This window comes from Thalassovita mediterranea, from assembly GCA_019448215.1.
In the GTDB taxonomy this organism is placed as follows: Bacteria; Pseudomonadota; Alphaproteobacteria; order Caulobacterales; family Hyphomonadaceae; genus Henriciella.
The window spans coordinates 3,045,590-3,064,834 of the sequence record CP080408.1; the positions used below are offsets into that span (position 1 = coordinate 3,045,590).

Genomic DNA, 19,245 nt, shown 5'->3' on the forward strand with positions numbered 1-19,245 from the left:
ACATGTCCAGAATCCTTTTCGCAGGCGCCGGCGGCATGCTGGTCATGGCAGCCGTTATTGTCGGATGGATGCTCTTTTCGACGCCGGCCCCGGCGAGCGCGCAGACAGTGACCGTTCACAAGACGCCATGGTGCGGCTGCTGCACGGCCTGGGTCGATCATCTTCGCGACAATGGCTTCGATGTCGTGGTCAAGGAAGAGGAAGACCTGAGGCCGGTGCGAGCACGCCTGGGCGTTCCGGATCCGCTGATGAGCTGCCATACAGGTGAAGTCGATGGCTATGCGGTCGAAGGTCATGTCCCGGCCCGCGAAATCCGTCGTCTCCTGAGCGAACGGCCCGCGGCGGACGGCCTGTCCGTGCCCGGCATGCCGCAAGGCTCCCCGGGCATGGAAACACCCAACCCGCCGGACCGTTATGACGTGCTTCTATTCTCCGGGGACAGCGCCCGGACCTACGCGACTTATGAAGGTCCTACGCAACTGGCTACTCCGGACGTCCAATGAGGTCCGGTCAGTACCGCAAGGGGTCACTGACTCTCGCCGGGACAGTCGCGATGGGGACCGGCGTCATGATTGGCGCCGGTATCTTCGCGCTGACCGGCCAGGTGGCGGAGTTCGCGGGTGACTTGTTTCCGCTCGCTTTCCTGCTCGCTGCCATCATCAGCGGGTTCAGCGCCTATTCCTATATCAAGGTCTCGAACAAGTATCCGAGCGCCGGCGGCATCGCGATGATCCTGGAGCGCGCCTATGGCCCATCGACGGTGACCGGCGGAGCGGCGCTGCTCATGGCGTTCTCGATGATCATCAATGAGAGCCTGGTGGCGCGCACTTTCGGCACCTACACGCTGCAGCTCTTCGGGATTGAGGGCGGCGTCCTCGTGCCGCTGCTCGCCATCGGGCTGATCGTCATCGCCTTCGGTATCAACATTGCAGACAATGAGTTTATCGGTAGCGTCTCCAAGGTCACCGCCGTCCTGAAGATCGGGGGCATCCTCGTCTTCGCGCTGGTCGCGCTCTGGGCGGCGGGCTTTGCTTTCCGCCCCGTCTCCGACGGCTTCGCCAATAAGACGTCTTCGGGCGGCTTCCTGGCTGGCGTTGCGCTTGCGATCCTCGCCTATAAGGGCTTCACCACAATCACCAACAGTGGCGACGAGGTGAAACAGCCGGAGAAGAATGTTGGCCGGGCGATCATGATCTCGCTCGCGATCTGCACGGTGGTCTACCTGCTGGTCTGCTATGCCGTCGGCTCGACGCTGACAGTGCCGGAAATCGTTGCGGCCAAGGACTATTCGCTGGCCGAAGCCGCCCGCCCGGCGCTCGGGGACTATGGGCTCTGGTTCACCGTGGCGATTGCCATCATCGCAACCGCCTCGGGGCTGCTGGCCAGCCTGTTCGCCGTGTCGCGCATGCTCGCCATGCTGACCGACATGCACCTCATCCCCCACCGCCATTTCGGTATGCCGGGCACGATCCAGAAACATACGCTGGTCTACACCGTGGTGGCAGCCGGCCTGCTCGCCGCCTTCTTCGATCTCAGCCGGATCGCCTCCCTCGGCGCAATTTTCTATCTCGTCATGGACATGATCATCCACTGGGGCGTCTTCCGCCACCTCAGGCAAGATGTCGGAGCCGCGCCAGCGATACTGCTTTGCGCCATTCTGCTTGATGCGCTGGCGCTTTCGGCTTTTCTCATCCTGAAATGGCAGGCGGACCCCTCCATTATCATCATCGCACTCACAGGCATGCTGGCCATTTTTGCCTTCGAACGTTTCTTCCTGCAGCGAATGCGGGAAACCGCAGGCGGGCACCATTCTGGCCGTGGGTAATTAGGCAACCCATGGCTAATTACCCGAAAGTAATGCGGAACCCCGCCCCCTAATTTTCCGTTGGCCTCAGATACCCCATACCAGTATCTAGAGGATCAAATGGACATGAAGACCAGCTACTGGCGCTTTGCCGCCATGATCGCGACATCGACGGCCGTAATGCTCGGCCTGATGTATCTCAACACCTATGCGTGGGAGCATGTTCGCTGGAGCGAGACCCGCTTCTACATGGCCTTCATCATGGGCGCGGCGATGGCCGTGGTGATGCTGAGCTTTATGCTGGGGATGTACAAGAACAGCCGCATCAATCTCGGCATCTATGCCGGCGCGGCGATCGTCTTCGTGCTGGCCCTCTGGCTGGTGCGCAGCCAGGCCACGGTGGAAGACCGGTCCTACATGAAAGCGATGATCCCGCACCACTCCATTGCCATCATGACAAGTGAGCGCGCCGGCATCGACGATGTGCGGGTGCGCGAACTTGCTGACGAGATCATCACGGCCCAGCGCCGGGAGATCAAGGAAATGGAATGGCTGATCTCCGACATTGCGGCGAACGGCGTGGCAGCTACGGAAAGCGCTGCTGAGGCCCGCCCGGTTCCACCTTTTGAAGGTACCCTCAACCCTGATGCAGCTGCTGGCGCGTCGGTCGCTGAGGACTAGCGTGCCTACCCGATCAGAAGACCCAATCGATCCCGCAAAGGAGTGAACAGAATGCGACTCGAAAAGATCAAGACAGAAGGTCTTGCCCACCTCTCCTACTTCCTGAGCGCCGATGGTGAAGCGGCCGTCATCGACCCCCGCCGTGACATCGACGTCTATCTGGAGCTTGCCCGTGAGGAAGGCGCTGTCATCAAGCACGTCTTCGAAACCCACAGGAATGAGGACCTGCTCTCGGGCGCTCCCGTTATCAAGCAGGAGACCGGCGCGCAGGTCTGGCATGGACCGAACCCTGAAAGGCCGGTGCAGTACGCTGCCAAGACGAGAGAAGGCGATACGTTTGAGATCGGGGGCGCCAAGATCAAGGTGCTCGAAACCCCCGGCCATACCGACGACAGCCTGTCCTACGTTCTCTATGACAAGAGCTTCGAGTATGGGCCTGTTGGCGTATTCACGGGCGATGCCCTGTTCATCGGTGATGTCGGCCGGACCGACTTCTATCCCGATCGCAAACGCGAAGTCGCCGGCCTTCTCTATGACAGCCTGAAAAAGCTGACAGGACTTGGCGACCAGTGCCTGGTCTATCCCGCACACGGGGCCGGGTCGGTCTGCGGCTCTGGCATGGCCGACCGGGAGTTCTCGTCCATCGGGCACGAAAAGCGCAACAATCCGCGCCTGCAGATCGAAGACCGCGAGGCCTTCATCGACGCCAAGGTTGCCGAGAACCATTATATTCCGCCGTATTTCCGGCGCATGGAAGAAGGCAACATGGAAGGCACCGAGGCCGCCCCGCCTGCGCCCATGCCGGCTTCCCCCGCCCAGCTGCTCGACCCGGGCGATGCGGTCTGCCTTGATGTTCGCGGCATTTTCGATTTTGCTGGCGGACACCGCACGGGCGCGCTCTGCATCCCGCTCGACATGCTGGCCGCGTTTGCCGGCTGGCTGCTGCCCGCTGACAAGCCGGTGCTGCTGGTCACCCGCGATGAAGACCAGGCCATCGAGGCAGCCACGACGCTTCAGAGGATCGGCTTCGACAATGTGAGCGGATTTGTCGGCGGGGCCATGCCACTGGCAATCAAGAACGGTCCGCTCGAGGCGCTTGAATTCGTCGACACGGAAACGGTCGCCTCACGCGTGGACAATCCACCGGCTGGCTGGACCCTGCTCGATGTCCGGTCCCTCGATGAGTATGAAAGCGGCCACATCAAGAACAGCATGCACGCCTATGCCGGAAAGCTGCCCGGCGCCGCCAGTGACCTCGACCCGGACAAGCCGGTTACGGTCATGTGCGGCAGTGGCGCCCGCGCCACGATTGCTGCCTCGCAGCTCATGCGGAGCGGCTTTTCCCAAGTCGATGTCTATATCGGATCGATGAAAGCGTGGACTGAGGCTAGTATGCACACCATCCACTGATGGAGACTCGCATTTGCCAAAAATCGCACTAACTATGATACCCGGTATGGGGTATATTCGATGAAAACGGAGACGAAGGATGCCGCGATCAGAAGACTGGCCCGGATCGAAGGCCAAGTGCGCGGTATTTCAAAGATGGTAGCCGAAGACCGGTACTGCATTGATGTGATCCGCCAAGTTCAGGCCGTCAAAGCCGCTCTGGTTGGCCTGGAAACGGTAGTTCTCAACGATCACATCAACACATGCGTCGATCACGCCCTTACCTCAAGCAGCGTCGAGGATCGCCGCGAAAAAGTTGAAGAGCTGGTCGCTGTACTTGGAGGCCGCAAGAAATGACGTATGTACGGGCTGCTCGCAAGCAAATATCAAGAGTTACAATCTAGGCTGCCTTTGATGACTCTCTGGACGCGCCTTGTGATGATCGCTGTCGCCGCCTTCCTGGCGGGGCAGCCAGTCATGGCGTGTCCAATGATGTTGGGCGATGCCGAGGTATTGTCCGTATCTGAAAGTCAGATCCATCCTTGCCCCGAAATGGCGCCTGCGCCTGCCATGGATCATGGGCCAGGGAAGCGTTCTTCCTCCTCAGATTGTCCCGCTGGTTTTGACTGTCCGCCTATGCTGATGCAGGCGCAAGCCGATGCTAACCCACCGGTTACGATCAGACATCCCGACCAGGTGTTCGCGGCTGTCGCAAATGAGGCGCCTGTCACCTTCCCTCCCGAAAGACCGATTCTCAAAACTGGTCCTCCCGAGACTCCTGATCTCCCGCCCCTCACGCCTATAAGCTTGAAACAGCGTCTCCTGAATTGAGAGCGATGATCTGAGGCTGCCTGAGCAGCCCATGATCGTCGTGCTTTCACAGTCAGGAAAACCTGTTTTATCATGCCTACCACAATCAGAATTCTGCAAGCCGCAGCGCTTGTAGCCATCACGCTTCTGCCAGCGGCCCACGCCCAGAGCTTCGACGAGCTCGAAATCCGTCTCGCAGACCATCCAAGTCTGTCAGCTCTTCGATATGACGCCGAAGCGAGCCGGGAACGCGCCAGCGCTGCAACGGCCCTGCCCGATCCTGTTGTCTCTATCGGGATCAACAATTTCCCCATCTATGATCCGTCCTTCACAAGCTATCTGCCGACCAACAAAGCGATTGGTGTCCGCCAGCAATTTCCTAGCCTCGCTGGCCGCGAAGCCCGCGCCGGCGAAGCGCGCGCCATATCCTTGCAGACAGATGCCGCCCGCGACGCCCGGTTCGCAATATTGCGGGCTGAACTCATCGCACTTCTGGCAGAGAAGCAGCGTATCGAGGCGCAACGCATTCTGGCCGACGCCCGCGACGCCAAATATGACGAGCTGACCGGGGTCGTCGGGGCTGAAATCGATGCAGGCCGCCCCGCGGTCTATCGCTTGGCCGAAATCGAAGGCGAGCGCTCCGAGGTTTCAAGAACGCGCGTCGATCTCGAACGGCAGGATGCAGAAATCGATGCCCAGCTTATGGATCTTGTTGGGCTTGTGCCAAATACGCCCATCCCGCCGCTTCGAATGAAGGAATGGTCAGGCGCGGCACTCGATTTCCATGCAGTACGCGTCGCTGATGCTGCTGTCAGGGTGACTGAGTTCGGCGTCGAGGAAGCAAGATCGGAATGGAAACCAGAATGGGGTGCGCAACTCACTTACCAGCAGCGCGATGCCGGCCAGACCTTTGCCGGCGATGACTGGGTGTCCGGCACAATTACTTTCACAGTTCCTCTTTGGGCGAAACAGAAACAAGAGCCGCGCCTTCGCGCAGCCCGAGCCGAGAGGGCTGGTGCCGAACAACGCTACCAGGCCGCTGCTCGAAGTGCCTCCGCCCGCTACGCATCCTTGGCAGCAGCGATCAAATCCTCCGAGACCAGTCTCGACATTCTTGAGAGAGAGATTGGTGCCGTCGAAGACGAGATCGATGCACAGCTCAATATCTATGAATCAGGCGTCGGCGGATATGCGCCCATCATTGATGGCGAGATTGCCGTTCTCAAACTCCGCGCTCAGATCGAAACCGAAAAAGCCCTCAAGGCTGCCTCGATCGCGCGCCTCAACGCGCTTCTGGTGACCCCATGAGACATGCTTATCTGTTCATCGCCATCACACTTGGCGGCCTTGCACTCGGCGGATGCGGTGCCCCCACCGCGCGCCAGACGGCCATCCCCGAAGCGGCAGTCGGGGAGCAGCAATACACTTGCCCGATGCACCCTCACTACATCTCTACAGATCCGAATGGCACTTGCCCGATCTGCGGGATGGACCTTGTACCAGCCGATAAAAAGGAAAGTAGTGCCAGTGGCGAGCGCGAAATCCTCTACTACAAGCATCCGATGGGTAAGCCGGATACCTCGCCCGTTCCGAAGAAAGATTCCATGGGTATGGATTACATCCCCGTTTACGCCGACGAGGCTGGAGCCGGCGTCACGGTGTCACCCGAAATGATCCAGACCATGGGCATCCGGACAGCACCCGCAGAGGTCCGCGATTTCAGCCGCGTGCTGAGAGCCTTCGGAACGGTCGAGACCAATGAGCGGTTGGAGAATGCGACGGTCTCGAGACTTGAAGGCTGGATAGAGAATCTTGCGGTCAATGCCGAAGGTGACACGGTCAGGCCGGGTAGCCTGCTCTATCGGGTCTACAGCCCTGACCTCATTGCAGCGCAAAAAGACTATCTGAACTCGATCGATATCGGGAACGAAACGCGTATTTCGTCGGTTCGCCAGCGCCTGCGTTCGCTTGGAATGCAGGAGGCTGCCATCAGGCAGCTGACAGAGTCCGGAAAGGTAATTGAACGCGTGCCTGTCTATGCAGAGGCGGGCGGTACGGTGGCCGACCTTCAGGTGCGCGATGGCGACTACGTCAAACCGGGCACACCCATCCTCCGCCTGCAGTCCTATTCGGGCGTCTGGATCATTGCATCCATACCGGAAAGCGACCTTCCATTGGTGGACACTGGTGTTCCAGTCCGTCTTAGTTTTCCCAGTGCGCCGGAAGCGCCTGACGAGGGCCGGATAGATTATATTTATCCGACGATAGACCCGAAGACGCGAACAGCTGATGTCCGGATAGAAGTCGACAATGCCTCAGGCTATCTTCGCCCTGGAGCTTATGCCGATATTACACTCAATGTCGGAGGCCAGCCACGCCTGTCTGTCCCCAGCGAAGCCATAGTCATTGGCAGCGAGGGCGCCCGCGTCATCGTCGCGGAGGGCGAAGGCAGGTTCTCAGGACGCGCTGTAAAAACCGGCGTTTCCTCCAATGGCCGCACAGAAATCCTCGAAGGTCTTCAGCGCGGCGAGATGATCGTTGCAAGCGGCCAATTCCTGCTTGATAGCGAAGCCAATCTGAGGGAGGGCCTCTCGAAACTTGAAGCGCCGGCGGACACACTGACAGACCCGGATGCGCCGCTTTCCGAAATTCCGATAAATGCGCAAACTCTTGCCGAAATCGACCATTTCACCGACATGGCGCTCTATTTCCATGAGGCGCTGACGGACGCCTATGAGATTGATCCCCTCTTTGTAGAGCCGGCGATCGGCCTCGCAGCGAAGCTAAGGTCGCAATTTGCGACTACTGGGCTTGAGCCAGTTATCGATAGCTCCAAGGACGCTCTACTGCGTGCTCAGGAGGCAAACGACACCGAAGAGCTGCGCATCGCACTCTCCCGCCTTATGCAGGCGCTACGTCCCTGGCTGCTGGAGGGGGCACCAAGCCATTACCGGGATGCCGGGCTGTCGCTCTACCGGGATGAAGCCAGCGGCCATTATTGGCTGGAGCAAGGCAACTCGCCCAGCAATCCTTACGGCGGTGAAACGGCGGAACTGATCAATTGGCCAGACCCGATGGCGGCCATGTCGATGAATTCTGAAAGCGACAATTCTGCCGACGCGCAGAAGCCGCAGGGCCGGGACCGCTGATATGACAGAGCTGGAAAGAGACGAACTCGCCGGGCGCGATCCTTCCAAGTCATGGGTCGCCAAGCTGATTTCCTGGTCTGTGTCCAATCAGCTCATCGTGCTGATGCTGGCCGCCACACTCGCTGTAACCGGATGGATGGCAGTGCAGCGTACGCCGTTAGATGCCGTACCAGATCTCACCGATACCCAGGTCATCATCCGCACTGACTTTCCCGGTCAGAGCCCTCAGATCGTTGAGGATCTCGTCACCTATCCCCTGTCGACCAACCTGCTCGGTCTGCCGCGAACGAAGGACGTGCGCGGCTCGTCCATGTTTGGCACCAGCTTCGTCTACGTCATTTTCGACGACGATGTAGATCTCTACTGGGCTCGGTCGCGGGTGCTCGAGGCCCTGTCCAGGCTTGGTTCAGAGCTTCCGGAAGGCGCCGTGCCTCAAATCGGGCCGGATGCGACGGGCGTGGGCTGGGTCTATCAATACGCCCTTGTCGACAAGACTGGAAACACTGACCTCGCCGAACTGCGGTCACTGCAGGACTGGTTTCTGAAACTCGAACTCGCAGGCGTTGAGGGGGTCGCAGAAGTCGCATCTGTCGGAGGCTTCGTGCGTGAGTACCAGATCCTCATCGACCCAAATCGCCTACGCAGCTACGACCTCTCAATCGCCCGCATCCGCGATGCCGTTCGCGCGGCATCGAGCGAGGTCGGCGGCCGGGTCCTCGAACAGGGTGAGACAGAGTTCGTGATCCGTTCATCGGGTTATGTCGATGAGAAACCCGACCTCGAACAGGTCGTCGTTAAGGCCGAGGATGGCACACCCGTTCAACTCAGTGATGTCGCCCGGATTGTGGAAGGCCCGGCCCTGCGCCGCGGTATCGTCGAGTTAAACGGCGAAGGCGAGACGGTGTCTGGCATTGTCGTGATGCGTGACGGCGAAAACGCCCTGACCGTCATCAAAGCGGTGAAAGAAAAGCTGGCAAGCCTGCAGCGCGGACTGCCCGAAGGGGTCGAAATTGTCACCGTCTATGATCGCGCTCCACTCATCGAAGGGTCTGTCGACTATCTCACCCACAAGCTCATCGAGGAAGGTATCGCGGTTGCGCTCGTCATCCTCATCTTCCTGCTCCATGTGCGCTCATCGCTTGTGGCGATCATTACGCTCCCGCTTGGTGTTCTGGGCGCGTTTCTCATCATGTCGTGGCAGGGCGTCACCGCGAACATCATGTCGCTTGGAGGCATCGCCATCGCGATTGGGGCGATGGTCGATGCCTCGATTGTTCTCGTCGAGAATGCAAGCCGGAAACTGGCTGATCTCGGGGCCAAACCCCACCCGAAAGCTCGCCGTCAGGCTCTGGTGGAGGCTGCCCAGGAAGTCGGCCCTGGCATCTTCTTCTCGCTCCTGATCATCACTGTTTCTTTCCTGCCAGTCTTTGCGCTCACAGGGCAAAGTTTCAGGCTGTTCAGCCCGCTCGCTTACACAAAAACCTACGCCATGGCTTTCGCGGCGATCCTGTCGGTGACCCTCGTTCCGGTCCTGATGCTCTATCTGATGCGGGGTCGGTTTCGCCGCGAGGAAGCCAATCCGGTCAATGCCTTCTTCGTCTGGGCTTACATGCCTGTTCTACACATCGCCTTGCGCTTCAAGTGGATAACCATTGCGATCGCCCTCGCGCTTACCGCAAGCGTTATTGTACCCGTTCAACGCATTGGTTCCGAATTCATGCCGGCCCTCTACGAAGGCGAACTGCTGTATATGCCAACCACCCTGCCCGGCGTGTCGGCGACCAAGATGCGAGAGATTCTCGGACAGACAAATCGGGTTATTCAGACGGTCCCGGAAGTGGACCGGGTCTTCGGCAAGGCAGGCCGTGCCGATACCGCAACGGACCCGGCGCCGCTGACTATGATCGAGACCTGGATCAAACTGAAGCCAAAGGAAGAATGGCGGCCAGGGACTAACGTCGATGACATCACCGATGAACTCGATGCGAAACTGCAAATGCCAGGGCTCGTCAATTCTTGGGGCTATCCGATCAAGATCCGGATGGACATGGTCTCGACTGGGGTGAGAACTCCAATTGGCGTCAAGGTCACAGGCGACGAGCTTACAGAAATCGAAGCCATCGCCCGCCAGATCGAGGCGGCGGTCTCAAACGTACCCGGAACCAGATCTGCCTTCGCCGATCGCGTGATGGGCGGGAAATATCTCGAAATCACGCCCGACCGAAGCGAACTCGCCAGACGCAACATCGACATGGCTGCCTTTCAGTCGGTCGTCCAGACTGCACTCGGCGGCATGGCGCTCAGCCAGTCGGTTGAAGGCCGTGAGCGCTATGACATCATGCTGCGATACGACCGTCCCTTCCGCGACAGCGCCGATGATCTTGAAGAGATACTCGTCCCGACACCTTCAGGCGCGCACATACCGCTCAGTGAGCTCGCAGACATCTCCTACATGGAGGGCCCGCCAATGATCCGCTCGGAGAATGCCCGCCTGACCGGCTGGGTATTCATCGACATCGCGGACCGGGACATCGGAAGCTATGTAGCGGAAGCACAGCAGGTGATCGCCGAGACTATAGAGCTTCCAGCCGGATATGCCGTCGAATTTTCTGGCCAGTTCGAGCAGATGCAGGAGGCGAATGAGCGCCTGCAAATCGCCATCCCCGCCGCGGTCGCCCTGATCTTCCTGCTCCTCATGCTGCACTTCGGCCGGCTGGATCGTACCCTGATCATCATGGCCAGCCTCCCTTTTGGTCTGATCGGAGGCATGTGGGCGGTCTGGCTTGCCGGTTACAACCTGTCGGTTGCGGTAGCCGTTGGCTTTATCGCGCTCGGTGGCATTGCCGTCGAAACAGCCGTGGTCATGCTTCTCTACATCGATAGCGAGGTTCGCAGGACACGCCCGCAAAACCGGGAAGAGCTGCTGGCTGCCGTCAGCAGGGGCGCCGCAATGCGTGTCCGCCCGAAGTTGATGACCGTCACAACTATATTTGCCGGTCTTGCGCCGATCTTTCTGACGGATGGTCTGGGATCCGATGTGATGCGCCGGATCGCTCTGCCGATGCTCGGCGGCATGGCATCAACCCTGCTCCTCACGCTGGTCGTGATTCCGGCCATCTACTACATCCGCGTCGGGCTTCAGCTTGCAGCGCAAAACGAGCGCCGTGCTCATACAACATACCTACAAAACGAAGGAGAACCATCGTGAAGAGTTTCGTCCCTCTCTTTGCTTCAACTGTATTAGCTGTAGCCACTGCTGCGTGTGAACCCGCCGACACACAAGGTTTGCAGCCAGAAACGCAGACCATGTCCATCAATATGGAGGATGCAGCCCGGATGCCAACTCTTAGTCCAAATGAAAGGAACCAGGACACAGGCCGTGCAATGGGCAACATCGTATCGATCGGTTCAGATGGTGGCTCCGTCACGATTGATCACGGACCGTTTGAAGGTATTGGCATGGGAGCCATGACCATGAATTTCGCCCTGATGGGCGAAGCCGACCTGGTAGGCTTTTCCGAAGGGGACCGGGTGTCCTTCGAAGTCAAACGTGGCCGCGATGGCTCCTTCCGGATCATAAACATCTGTAATGCCGACGAGAGCGATACCGATTGCTTCGCTGACTAAGTCAAGGGCTCAATAGCCCAAGAGCTACTTCCAGACTCATCGTCACGAAGTCAGTATGAAACCGTCTGGTCTGAGAGGCGGTTTCACATACTCTCTGTCCTCCATTGGGTGCTTGGCGTTTGAGAGAATACACCGTCTGCCTTAGCAATCCAAACCGCCCTCCTTCATCGGACTTTTTTGGCATCATCGCGAATTCTTACTGTACAGGGAGCGCACACGACGACCAATAAGCCTTTGTATTAATTTATCTTTCCTCCCGCTCCATCAGAGGCCGCATCGACTTTGGTTACCGGCGGGCTCTACCGATACACCCGCAATCCAATGTATCTCAGCTTTGCCTTGCTTCTGACAGCAGGCTCTTTGGCGCTCGGAAATCTGGCCGCTCTTTTCGTCCCCGGCGCGTTTGTAATGGTCATGACCGAAGGGCAGATTAAACTGGAGAAGCGCGTTTTGCGTGAACTCTTCGGTCGTCATTATGAGGATTATTGCCGCCGAACCCGGAGATGGGTCTAGGCTGCATGGACAAATTTGAGCCAGCATCGCGCTAAGGCGATGTGCCGCATGGATAGGAAGCTCTCGGTGAGCTGATCACAACGCTTGGCGACGGAGCGATTGATTTTCAGATCGCCGAACGCGCGCTCAATGCACTTACGTTGGCGACAGAATTCAATGTCTTGCGGTCCCAGCGCGGAAGAATGACGGACTTCACGCCGCTCCGTTCATGGCCACGTATGCGGTCCGCATCAAAAGCTTTGTTGGCCAGCAGCACTGCCTGCACCCTTTCGGGCAGATCGATCAAGGTTTCACAGGCGTTGATGTCTGCCGCGATTCAGGCGTCAATCAGTCAAGATGTGGATGATTAATATGCCAACCATCGCCGCCTATATTGTCGCCGCGATCGCCGAAATTGCTGGATGCTTCGCGTTCTGGGCGTGGCTTCGGCTCGACAAGCCAGTCTGGTGGGTTGTTCCGGGCATGGCGTCACTGGCATTGTTCGCCTACCTGCTCACACTGGTCGACAGCTCCGCCGCGGGACGCACTTATGCCGCTTATGGAGGGGTCTATATCGCGAGTTCGCTCGCCTGGCTGTGGTTGATCGAGGGTGTCAGACCGGACCGCTGGGACCTGATTGGCGCCGGTGTTTGCCTCATCGGAGCCGCCATCATCATCGCTGCGGCTCGCACGTCCACCTGATTTTCTCCACGCACCCTAGAACAATAAATTGCACAGGCCCGAAAATCATCCCGCGATCGGCAGCCTTTTCTAGCCGAGGCTGGTCGCTTCAACTAAGGGCTTGAACCTAAATGGCAAGCCAGTCTTGCAATAATGTAGCATGAATTCAGTTAAGCTTGTCGCCGAAGTCCCTGAAGGCTCGAAACCCTTCAAGCGCGTGCTTGGTAGAATCATTTGCAGCCCGTCAAAAAGAATGTCCCACGAGCCGGAAATCGCGACGAGAGTTAGGGGCATGAGCCGAAGCCACCAGTAGGGCATCGCCAGACTCAGGCAATGCTCGGTTTCACTCCCGAGATCGGACATGATGGCGCCGCGGGGCGGATCGGCGCCGAACCAAGCCTGTTGATCCGGAGTTCATAGAAGCGGTGAATGTGAGTTCGGGGAAGTCTCCCACTTCGTGAGCATCCATTGTGCAGCTGAGACCACACCAATCGCTACTTGGCTGCTTCTCCGATCTTCCGAGCAACCTGTCCGATGAAGTGATCGAACCGTTTCTGGCCGAGCGCGTGGGCGATATCGCGCTCGCCTTCCGGGATCGGTTCGGTGCGCGTGAGCCAATAATAGATATAGTGGGCGAGCGTCTCATAGGTGTAGGCGACATCGCGCTCGATCTCGGCCTGCCGCCGGTCGAAGGCATCCACCCTTGCCATCAGCCGCTCTTCCAGAACCGTCCGCGCTTCGGGATCGAACCAGGCCCTGAGTGCGTCCTCCACGATAGCCGTCTTGGTCGCGCCTGGCCTGTCCGCCGCCTCGCAGAGCTGGGCATAGAGCTTGGTCGAAATCCGTATGTTCACGCGTGGCTTGCCCATGGGATCAGAACTCCGGCAGAAAATCAGGATCACCGCGATCGGCGGCGACCGCGCGCCGGACTGTTTCCAGGATGCGGTCGTCGGAGGGATCCGCAGCCTCCTCAATGTCTGCAGACACATCGGGTTCGGGGACCAAGGGTGCCGGCTCTGCCTCGAGCTCATGCTCGGGTTCTTGCGTGAGTTTCAGAGACAGGCCGTCCGTCTCGGCGTGCTGCTCACCCAAATCCGCAGCGACCGGCGCCGCAACCTTCCCTGTCCAGTTCTCCGGCGCCCGATCCCAACGCCATTCGACGGCAGCGGCGGGCAAGACCCGCCGGGTAAAGTTCCGGTCCTCGAAATAGCGCAGCTTTTTCGCCAGAACCGGCGGCGCGCCCGACACCATTACGATCTCATCGGTCGATGCGAGCTGCATGACCTCGCCGGGCGTGACCAGCGCCCGCTGGGTTTCCTGGCGCGAGACCATCATGTGAGAGAGCCAGGGGGCAAGCCGGTGGCCGGTATAGTTCTTCTGGGAGCGAAGTTCCGTCGTCGTGCCGAGCGCATCCGACACACGCCTTGCCGTGCGCTCATCATTGGTCGCAAAGGCGATGCGCACATGACAGTTGTCGAGGATCGAATTGTTCGGACCGTAGGCCTTCTCGATCTGGTTCAGCGACTGGGCGATGAGATAGGCGCGGATGCCATAGCCTGCCATGAAGGCGAGCGCGCTCTCGAAGAAGTCGAGCCGCCCGAGCGCCGGGAACTCATCCAGCATAAGCAGGAGCCGCCGCTGTTCCTTGCCCGGAAGTTCCTCTGTCAGCCTGCGTCCGATCTGGTTGAGGATCAGCCGGATCAACGGCTTTGTCCGCGACAGGTCAGAAGGCGGAACAACGAGATAGAGCGACAGGGGCTCCCCTGCCCCGACCAGATCCTCGATGCGCCAGTCCGAGCGGCCGGTCACTTCTGCGATGACCGGATCGCGGTAGAGCGACAGGAAGCTCATCGCGGTGGACAGGACGCCAGAGCGCTCATTCTCCGACTTGTTCAGTAGCTCCCGCGCGGCCTGCGCCACGATCGGATGCACGCCCTTCTCACCCAGATGCGGCGTCGTCATCATGGCGCGCAGTGTCACGGTGAAGGGGCGCTTCGGATCGGACAGGAACCGCACGCATCCGCACAACGTCTTGTCGGTTTCGGCATAGAGCACATGCAGAATGACGCCGACCAGCAGCGCATGGCCTGTCTTTTCCCAGTGATTGCGGCGTTCGAGCGAGCCTTCCGGGTCGACCAGAATATCGGCGATGTTCTGGACGTCGCGCACCTCGTGCTCGCCCCGCCTGACCGCCATCAGGGGATTGTAGCGCGGGCTGCTCCGGTCCGTCGGATCGAACCGGACACAGCGCGAGAACCGCGCACGCCAGCCGGAGGTGAGGTCCCAGTTCTCACCCTTGATGTCGTGAATGATTGCACTTCCGGTCCAGGAGAGGAGCGTCGGTACAACCAGCCCCACGCCCTTGCCGGATCGCGTCGGCGCAAAGGCCATGACATGTTCGGGCCCTGCATGGCGGAGATACTTGCTGCGCCATCGCCCGAGAAACACGCCGTCCGATCCCAGAAGCCCGGCTCGTTTCAGGTCTGCAAGGCCTGCCCAGCGCGCCGACCCATAGGTCGTGACATTTCGCTCATGCCGGCTGCGCAGGACCGAGCCGACAATCGCCGCCAGAATGCCGAGCCCGGTGCCGGACACTGCGACCAAACCGCCACGCGCAAACACTTCCGGCGCATAGGCCTCATAGGCGTACCACCATTGGAAGAGCCGCCAGGGTTTGTAGACAGGCGTCTCTCCCGCATAGAACCAGGGCGCACCGAGCGCAGCCTGATAGCCGAGCGCCGCCGCCGTCATCTGCGTGGCGAGCCAGAGCGCACCGATGATGAGAGCGAACACCACCGCGATCTGGCCGATGAGGATTTTCGTGCCGGTCATGGCGGGTCCTTCCGTAGGTATGATCAGTGCGCCCAGAATGACCGCCCTCCTGTGCGCGCGCCGAGCCGCATTGCGGGCCAATACTTGCAACTCGCTGCAAAGGCGTGCAGCGTCTCAGCGCGACAGGCCCCGCGACCGCTCCATTCCAAGGCTCCAGGATACGCCCCGCGCGGTGCGCTGGATGCTCAGCTCGCGGCCGATCTGGCGGCCGAGCGCATCGCGCCAGGGCACGAGGGTGAACTCTGTCGCATTGCCCACAATCGCCATGCGCCCGGCCCCGAGATCGACATGGCCTTCGAGCCGCCCTTCAATCCGATCGCCCGGCTGCAGTGTCAGCGCCTCGCGGTTCGAGCGCGCCGCAATCGCGGCGCTGGCGCGTGTCAGCTCCATGACCCGAAGGCGTGCACGCTGATCGTCCGACAACCGGTCCTGCCCCTCGCCGAGATAACCTTGTTGACGCAGCCAGGCCTGTCGCTGCGCCCGAAGCCTGCCAATGGCCGAAGCGAGCGGCGCGTCCTCTTCAGTCGCCCTGTCGAGCCAGGTCTCGGCGGTCAGCGTGACCTGCTTGTCCAGCGGCGCCCAGGACAGGACCGCAAGCCGGACCCCGCCTGCGCGCTGCGCCGCATGCGCCGCCGCCCGCTCCAGGAAGTCTTCACCGATGTGCCATTCACCGGTGGCAAGCCGCGCGCCGATCCCGGCGCGGCGAAGGGCTTCGAGCCTGCGTTTCAGGGAGAGACGGTAATCCGGTTTCGAGCCCGGATCGTGGTGCCCATGTAGCTCCTCCGACCAGACGCCGCCCGCCGCGTCCGCCACTGCGGCGATGTCCCGGTCGGAGGCACGGGCCATGGCGCTTGCACGCCTGAGTTCCACCACTGCGCCTTTGGCTGGCGGCGCCGCCATATCGACTGCGCCTCCCGGGACATGCCAGACCCGACCCTCAAAATCCTCGACCAGAAGAAAGCGCGTGTCGCGCAGCTCATCCTCGGGACCATAGGCCTTCACAAGCCCCCGGATCCGGTCAGTCTCGGGCTTCAGCTCCTCGATGAAGGAAATCGTTCTTCCCTGCCGGGTAAAGTCAGCCGCGAGCGTGCGGATGATGTCGCCCCGCCGGCCTTCGCGTTTCAGCTTGTCCTGCCAGCCGGTCTTCATCTCGAAAGCCCGCTCATCGCGCCGCGTCGCAAGGCCAAGGGATTCCAGATGCCGCAGCCGCTGCAGTTTCAGGTCCCGTTCGAACCGCGCGCCACTGCCGCTTGCCTCGCCAAGCGCGATGCGCCTGCCCTCGAGCCCCGCGTCGATCTCCCGGTCGAGACCGGTCCAGCGATCCTGGATGACTTCCTTGCCGCGCGCCTGCGCAATCTCCAGCGGCCGCCTTGGTCCGAGCCGCCGGGTGACGAGGTCTTCTGCCGTCTGGCGCAGGCCGTTCATCAGATAGTCTCGGGCAATGACCACATCGCGCATGCGCGCATCGCGCCCGCGAATGACGATATGCGTATGGGGGTGGCCGGTATTGTGATGATCGACCGCGACCCAGTCGAGCCGCCGTCCGAGATCGCGTTCCATCCGGGCCATGAGTTCGCGCGTCGGCTCCTTGAGGTCGCCAAGGCGCGCACCGTCCTCAGGCGAGACGATGATGCGGAACTGGTGGCGGTCCTGCTCGCTGCGTTCCAGAAACCCGCGCGCATCGACGCTGTCACTGTCGCGATCATAAAGAACGCCACCTTCGCCATCCCGGTCGACGCCGTCGCGCTGGAGATAGCTAAGATGGGCGCGGTAAAGGCCTGGCCCGGAGCGCCCGCCGCGCGCGATATGAACCTTCACCACGACGCGGCGCATGTGCATCCGCGCCAGACGACCGGTCCTCGGTCCTCTCGTGCCAAATGCCCGCCCGGCGCCAGAGCGTGCGCCTGTGAAGGCGGGCCGTGTCGCCTTGGGCAGTTTTGCAATCGCCCTGCGCAGCTTGCGTGCAGCCCGCCGTCCCGAACCTCTGCCCTGGTCGCCGATCCGTCCGAGGCGCGGGGTGAAGGGCGTCTCCTCGCTCAACGGCGCGCTCCGACACTGTGCACCTGAAAAAGCACAAGGAATTCATAGGACTGAGCAAATCCTGCGCACCGCAATGCTGTGCAAAGGGTTCCAAAAAAGAGATGTGCAGACAAGGCGTTAGGTGGCATGTGGTGCCACTGCTTTAATCTCGCCCTACCGGGTCCGCTTATCCTCCCGCTGCACCGCCTTGTATCGCTTTGCATGGCCGTGCAGTCCCCTCACTCATCCGAGATCAGGAGCGGGATCGCCACGCCCATGAGATCGCTGCGTTCCATGGCCCCGAAATAGCGCCCGTCCAAGGAGTCCGGATGCGGCGTCAGCAGGAAGAATTCATGCGGCCCCAGGACCTTGCAGCCCCGCCAGACTGGCAGCGCGCGGCCTCTGGAATCGACCTCCCGCGCTTCAGCGACAATCCTTCCATTGATCGAAACCGCGCCGCCGTTCCGGCAGATTTCATCGCCGGGAAACCCGGCAATCTGCTTCAGCAAAGGCCAGTCCCGGCCGACAAATCCCTGCTCCTCAGCCCACTGCGCTTCAGCGCTTTGGCTCGAGACGACGACCCATCGGCCACGGGTGAATGGCTCGTCGCTCAGCCAGTAAAGCCCTTGCGGCGCGCTGCCCGTCCGGTTCCAGATCAGGCGATCTGTGGGAGAAAAAGCGAGCCCGAACAGCGCAAGGCCAATGCCTGCACCGGTCAGGAAAAGTGCGCGGCGTCTCATTTCGATGTCCTGATCTTCTCGGAGGTGGAGGCATAGGCATTGCGCTCCGACCAGGCGATGAGTTCAGGCTTCGGATAGAAGACCCGTGCGCCATGCTTGCGATAGATCGGGCCGCGCCCTTCACAACGATAGTGATCGAGCGTCGAGCGTGTCAGGCGCAGGAATTCCGCCGCCTCTGTGACGGAGAGAAGCTCGGGCCAGTCATCGTCATTCCGTCTGTTTCGTGTCATTGCAGCCGCTCCTTTTCGTTCTGCTGGCTTGGCAAAGACTTGCCGCGAACTGCGCCGGTTTGGACGGAGAAAATCGCGCCCGCGCATTTTCTCCCCCCCCTTCCTGAACACGCAAAAGCCGCCCCGGAGTGATCTCCGGAGCGGCTCGCTGGCGATGGATCGCCCCCCTAGTCCCGTGGGTTCCAGAGGATCACGTGGCGGCCCTTTTTGCCTTTCACGGGGGCGAGGTTCGCGTAGATCTTGCGCGGGCCGATTTGCGGGTCTGCCAGCGTGATCGAGACATATTCGCGTCCCGATGCCTTGGCCTTGCGAAGCCATCCGCCGCCGATCTCGGTCGAGGTTTCTCCGGCAAAGATGCGATAGTCTGGCTGTCCGTCGGCGGCTTTCTCCGCATTCTTCTCGATGCGGATGGCAGCCGAGAGGTTCATCATTGCAAGAGCGCCTTCGAAGCCGGTCTTGGTTTCGCTGACATATCCGAGTGCGTTGGCCATGGTGTGGTTCCTTTCGTTTCCATGTGTCTTGGGGGACCCCTTGTCCCCGTCGACGCCGGACCGTCAGGACGGCGCAGGACGGGCCTGAACCCGGTCTCTTGCGCGCTCGCTTATCCGAAAAGTGGCTTCCACTTTTCGGGCGAGCCGCGAGGCGGGGCGAAACGAAGTGGAGCACCGGCCCGGAGAAGAATTTTGATCCGCGAGGAGCCGCAAAGCGGCGGGGAAAATTCTTCGCAAGGGCCGGTTTCAGGGCCCGTCAGGCGTCGTCCAGGTCACACGGCATGAGACGGGAACAAGGGG

Annotated in this window: 19 protein-coding genes; 11 read left to right on the top strand and 8 right to left on the bottom strand. The window is 60.6% G+C overall.

Going from position 1 to position 19,245, the window contains the following annotated elements; genetic code table 11:
- The first annotated feature begins 35 nt into the window (after positions 1-35).
- From KUV46_14920 to KUV46_14965, 10 genes are all read left to right on the top strand, one after another.
- Positions 36-503 (top strand): DUF411 domain-containing protein, encoded by a 468-nt coding sequence (locus KUV46_14920; protein QYJ02423.1) that lies wholly within the window; start codon positions 36-38, stop codon positions 501-503.
- Positions 500-1,825 (top strand): APC family permease, encoded by a 1,326-nt coding sequence (locus tag KUV46_14925; protein ID QYJ00609.1) that lies wholly within the window; start codon positions 500-502, stop codon positions 1,823-1,825. Before KUV46_14920 ends, KUV46_14925 begins: the two co-directional genes overlap by 4 nt.
- Positions 1,826-1,930: 105 nt before the next feature.
- Positions 1,931-2,485: a DUF305 domain-containing protein gene (locus KUV46_14930; GenBank protein ID QYJ02424.1), complete on the top strand. Its 555-nt coding sequence runs from the start codon at positions 1,931-1,933 to the stop codon at positions 2,483-2,485.
- A gap of 51 nt (positions 2,486-2,536) precedes the next feature.
- Positions 2,537-3,895, top strand: coding sequence for an MBL fold metallo-hydrolase (locus tag KUV46_14935; protein ID QYJ00610.1), 1,359 nt, complete (start codon positions 2,537-2,539; stop codon positions 3,893-3,895).
- A 60-nt stretch (positions 3,896-3,955) separates the two neighbouring features.
- On the top strand, positions 3,956-4,231 hold the full coding sequence (locus KUV46_14940) for a metal-sensitive transcriptional regulator (GenBank protein ID QYJ00611.1): 276 nt from the start codon (positions 3,956-3,958) through the stop codon (positions 4,229-4,231).
- 546 nt (positions 4,232-4,777) lie between these two features.
- On the top strand, positions 4,778-5,992 hold the full coding sequence (locus KUV46_14945) for a TolC family protein (protein QYJ00612.1): 1,215 nt from the start codon (positions 4,778-4,780) through the stop codon (positions 5,990-5,992).
- Positions 5,989-7,833, top strand: coding sequence for an efflux RND transporter periplasmic adaptor subunit (locus KUV46_14950; protein QYJ00613.1), 1,845 nt, complete (start codon positions 5,989-5,991; stop codon positions 7,831-7,833). The genes KUV46_14945 and KUV46_14950 overlap by 4 nt, the downstream gene beginning before the upstream one ends.
- Before the next feature lies 1 nt (position 7,834).
- On the top strand, positions 7,835-11,041 hold the full coding sequence (locus KUV46_14955) for a CusA/CzcA family heavy metal efflux RND transporter (GenBank protein ID QYJ00614.1): 3,207 nt from the start codon (positions 7,835-7,837) through the stop codon (positions 11,039-11,041).
- 128 nt (positions 11,042-11,169) lie between these two features.
- On the top strand, positions 11,170-11,460 hold the full coding sequence (locus KUV46_14960) for a copper-binding protein (GenBank protein QYJ02425.1): 291 nt from the start codon (positions 11,170-11,172) through the stop codon (positions 11,458-11,460).
- A 282-nt stretch (positions 11,461-11,742) separates the two neighbouring features.
- Positions 11,743-11,973 (top strand): isoprenylcysteine carboxylmethyltransferase family protein, encoded by a 231-nt coding sequence (locus tag KUV46_14965; protein QYJ00615.1) that lies wholly within the window; start codon positions 11,743-11,745, stop codon positions 11,971-11,973.
- On the opposite strand, the gene KUV46_14970 is transcribed toward KUV46_14965, so the two are convergent.
- Positions 11,970-12,146: a hypothetical protein gene (locus KUV46_14970; GenBank protein QYJ02426.1), complete on the bottom strand. Its 177-nt coding sequence runs from the start codon at positions 12,144-12,146 to the stop codon at positions 11,970-11,972. The genes KUV46_14965 and KUV46_14970 overlap by 4 nt on opposite strands.
- A complete protein-coding gene (locus tag KUV46_14975; GenBank protein ID QYJ00616.1) occupies positions 12,080-12,259 on the bottom strand; it encodes a hypothetical protein in 180 nt (59 codons plus the stop codon). Before KUV46_14975 ends, KUV46_14970 begins: the two co-directional genes overlap by 67 nt.
- Before the next feature lie 56 nt (positions 12,260-12,315).
- Between KUV46_14975 and KUV46_14980 the strand changes: the two genes are divergently transcribed.
- Positions 12,316-12,654, top strand: a complete 339-nt coding sequence (locus KUV46_14980) for a YnfA family protein (GenBank protein QYJ00617.1) — start codon at positions 12,316-12,318, stop codon at positions 12,652-12,654.
- 473 nt (positions 12,655-13,127) lie between these two features.
- Here the strand turns inward: KUV46_14980 and KUV46_14985 are convergent, their stop codons facing one another.
- From KUV46_14985 to KUV46_15010, 6 genes are all read right to left on the bottom strand, one after another.
- Positions 13,128-13,502, bottom strand: a complete 375-nt coding sequence (locus KUV46_14985; GenBank protein QYJ00618.1) for a hypothetical protein — start codon at positions 13,500-13,502, stop codon at positions 13,128-13,130.
- 4 nt (positions 13,503-13,506) lie between these two features.
- Positions 13,507-15,465 (bottom strand): conjugal transfer protein TraG, encoded by a 1,959-nt coding sequence (locus KUV46_14990; protein QYJ00619.1) that lies wholly within the window; start codon positions 15,463-15,465, stop codon positions 13,507-13,509.
- 114 nt (positions 15,466-15,579) lie between these two features.
- Positions 15,580-17,505 carry a DUF3363 domain-containing protein gene (locus tag KUV46_14995; protein QYJ00620.1) on the bottom strand — a complete coding sequence of 642 codons (1,926 nt, stop codon included), beginning with the start codon at positions 17,503-17,505 and terminating at the stop codon, positions 15,580-15,582.
- Between the two features lie 218 nt (positions 17,506-17,723).
- A complete protein-coding gene (locus KUV46_15000) occupies positions 17,724-18,224 on the bottom strand; it encodes a S26 family signal peptidase (GenBank protein QYJ00621.1) in 501 nt (166 codons plus the stop codon).
- Positions 18,221-18,454 carry a helix-turn-helix domain-containing protein gene (locus KUV46_15005; GenBank protein QYJ00622.1) on the bottom strand — a complete coding sequence of 78 codons (234 nt, stop codon included), beginning with the start codon at positions 18,452-18,454 and terminating at the stop codon, positions 18,221-18,223. The genes KUV46_15000 and KUV46_15005 overlap by 4 nt, the downstream gene beginning before the upstream one ends.
- A 167-nt stretch (positions 18,455-18,621) precedes the next feature.
- Entirely contained in the window at positions 18,622-18,945 is a 324-nt protein-coding gene (locus KUV46_15010) for a DUF736 domain-containing protein (protein QYJ00623.1), read from the bottom strand.
- Between the last annotated feature and the right edge of the window lie 300 nt (positions 18,946-19,245).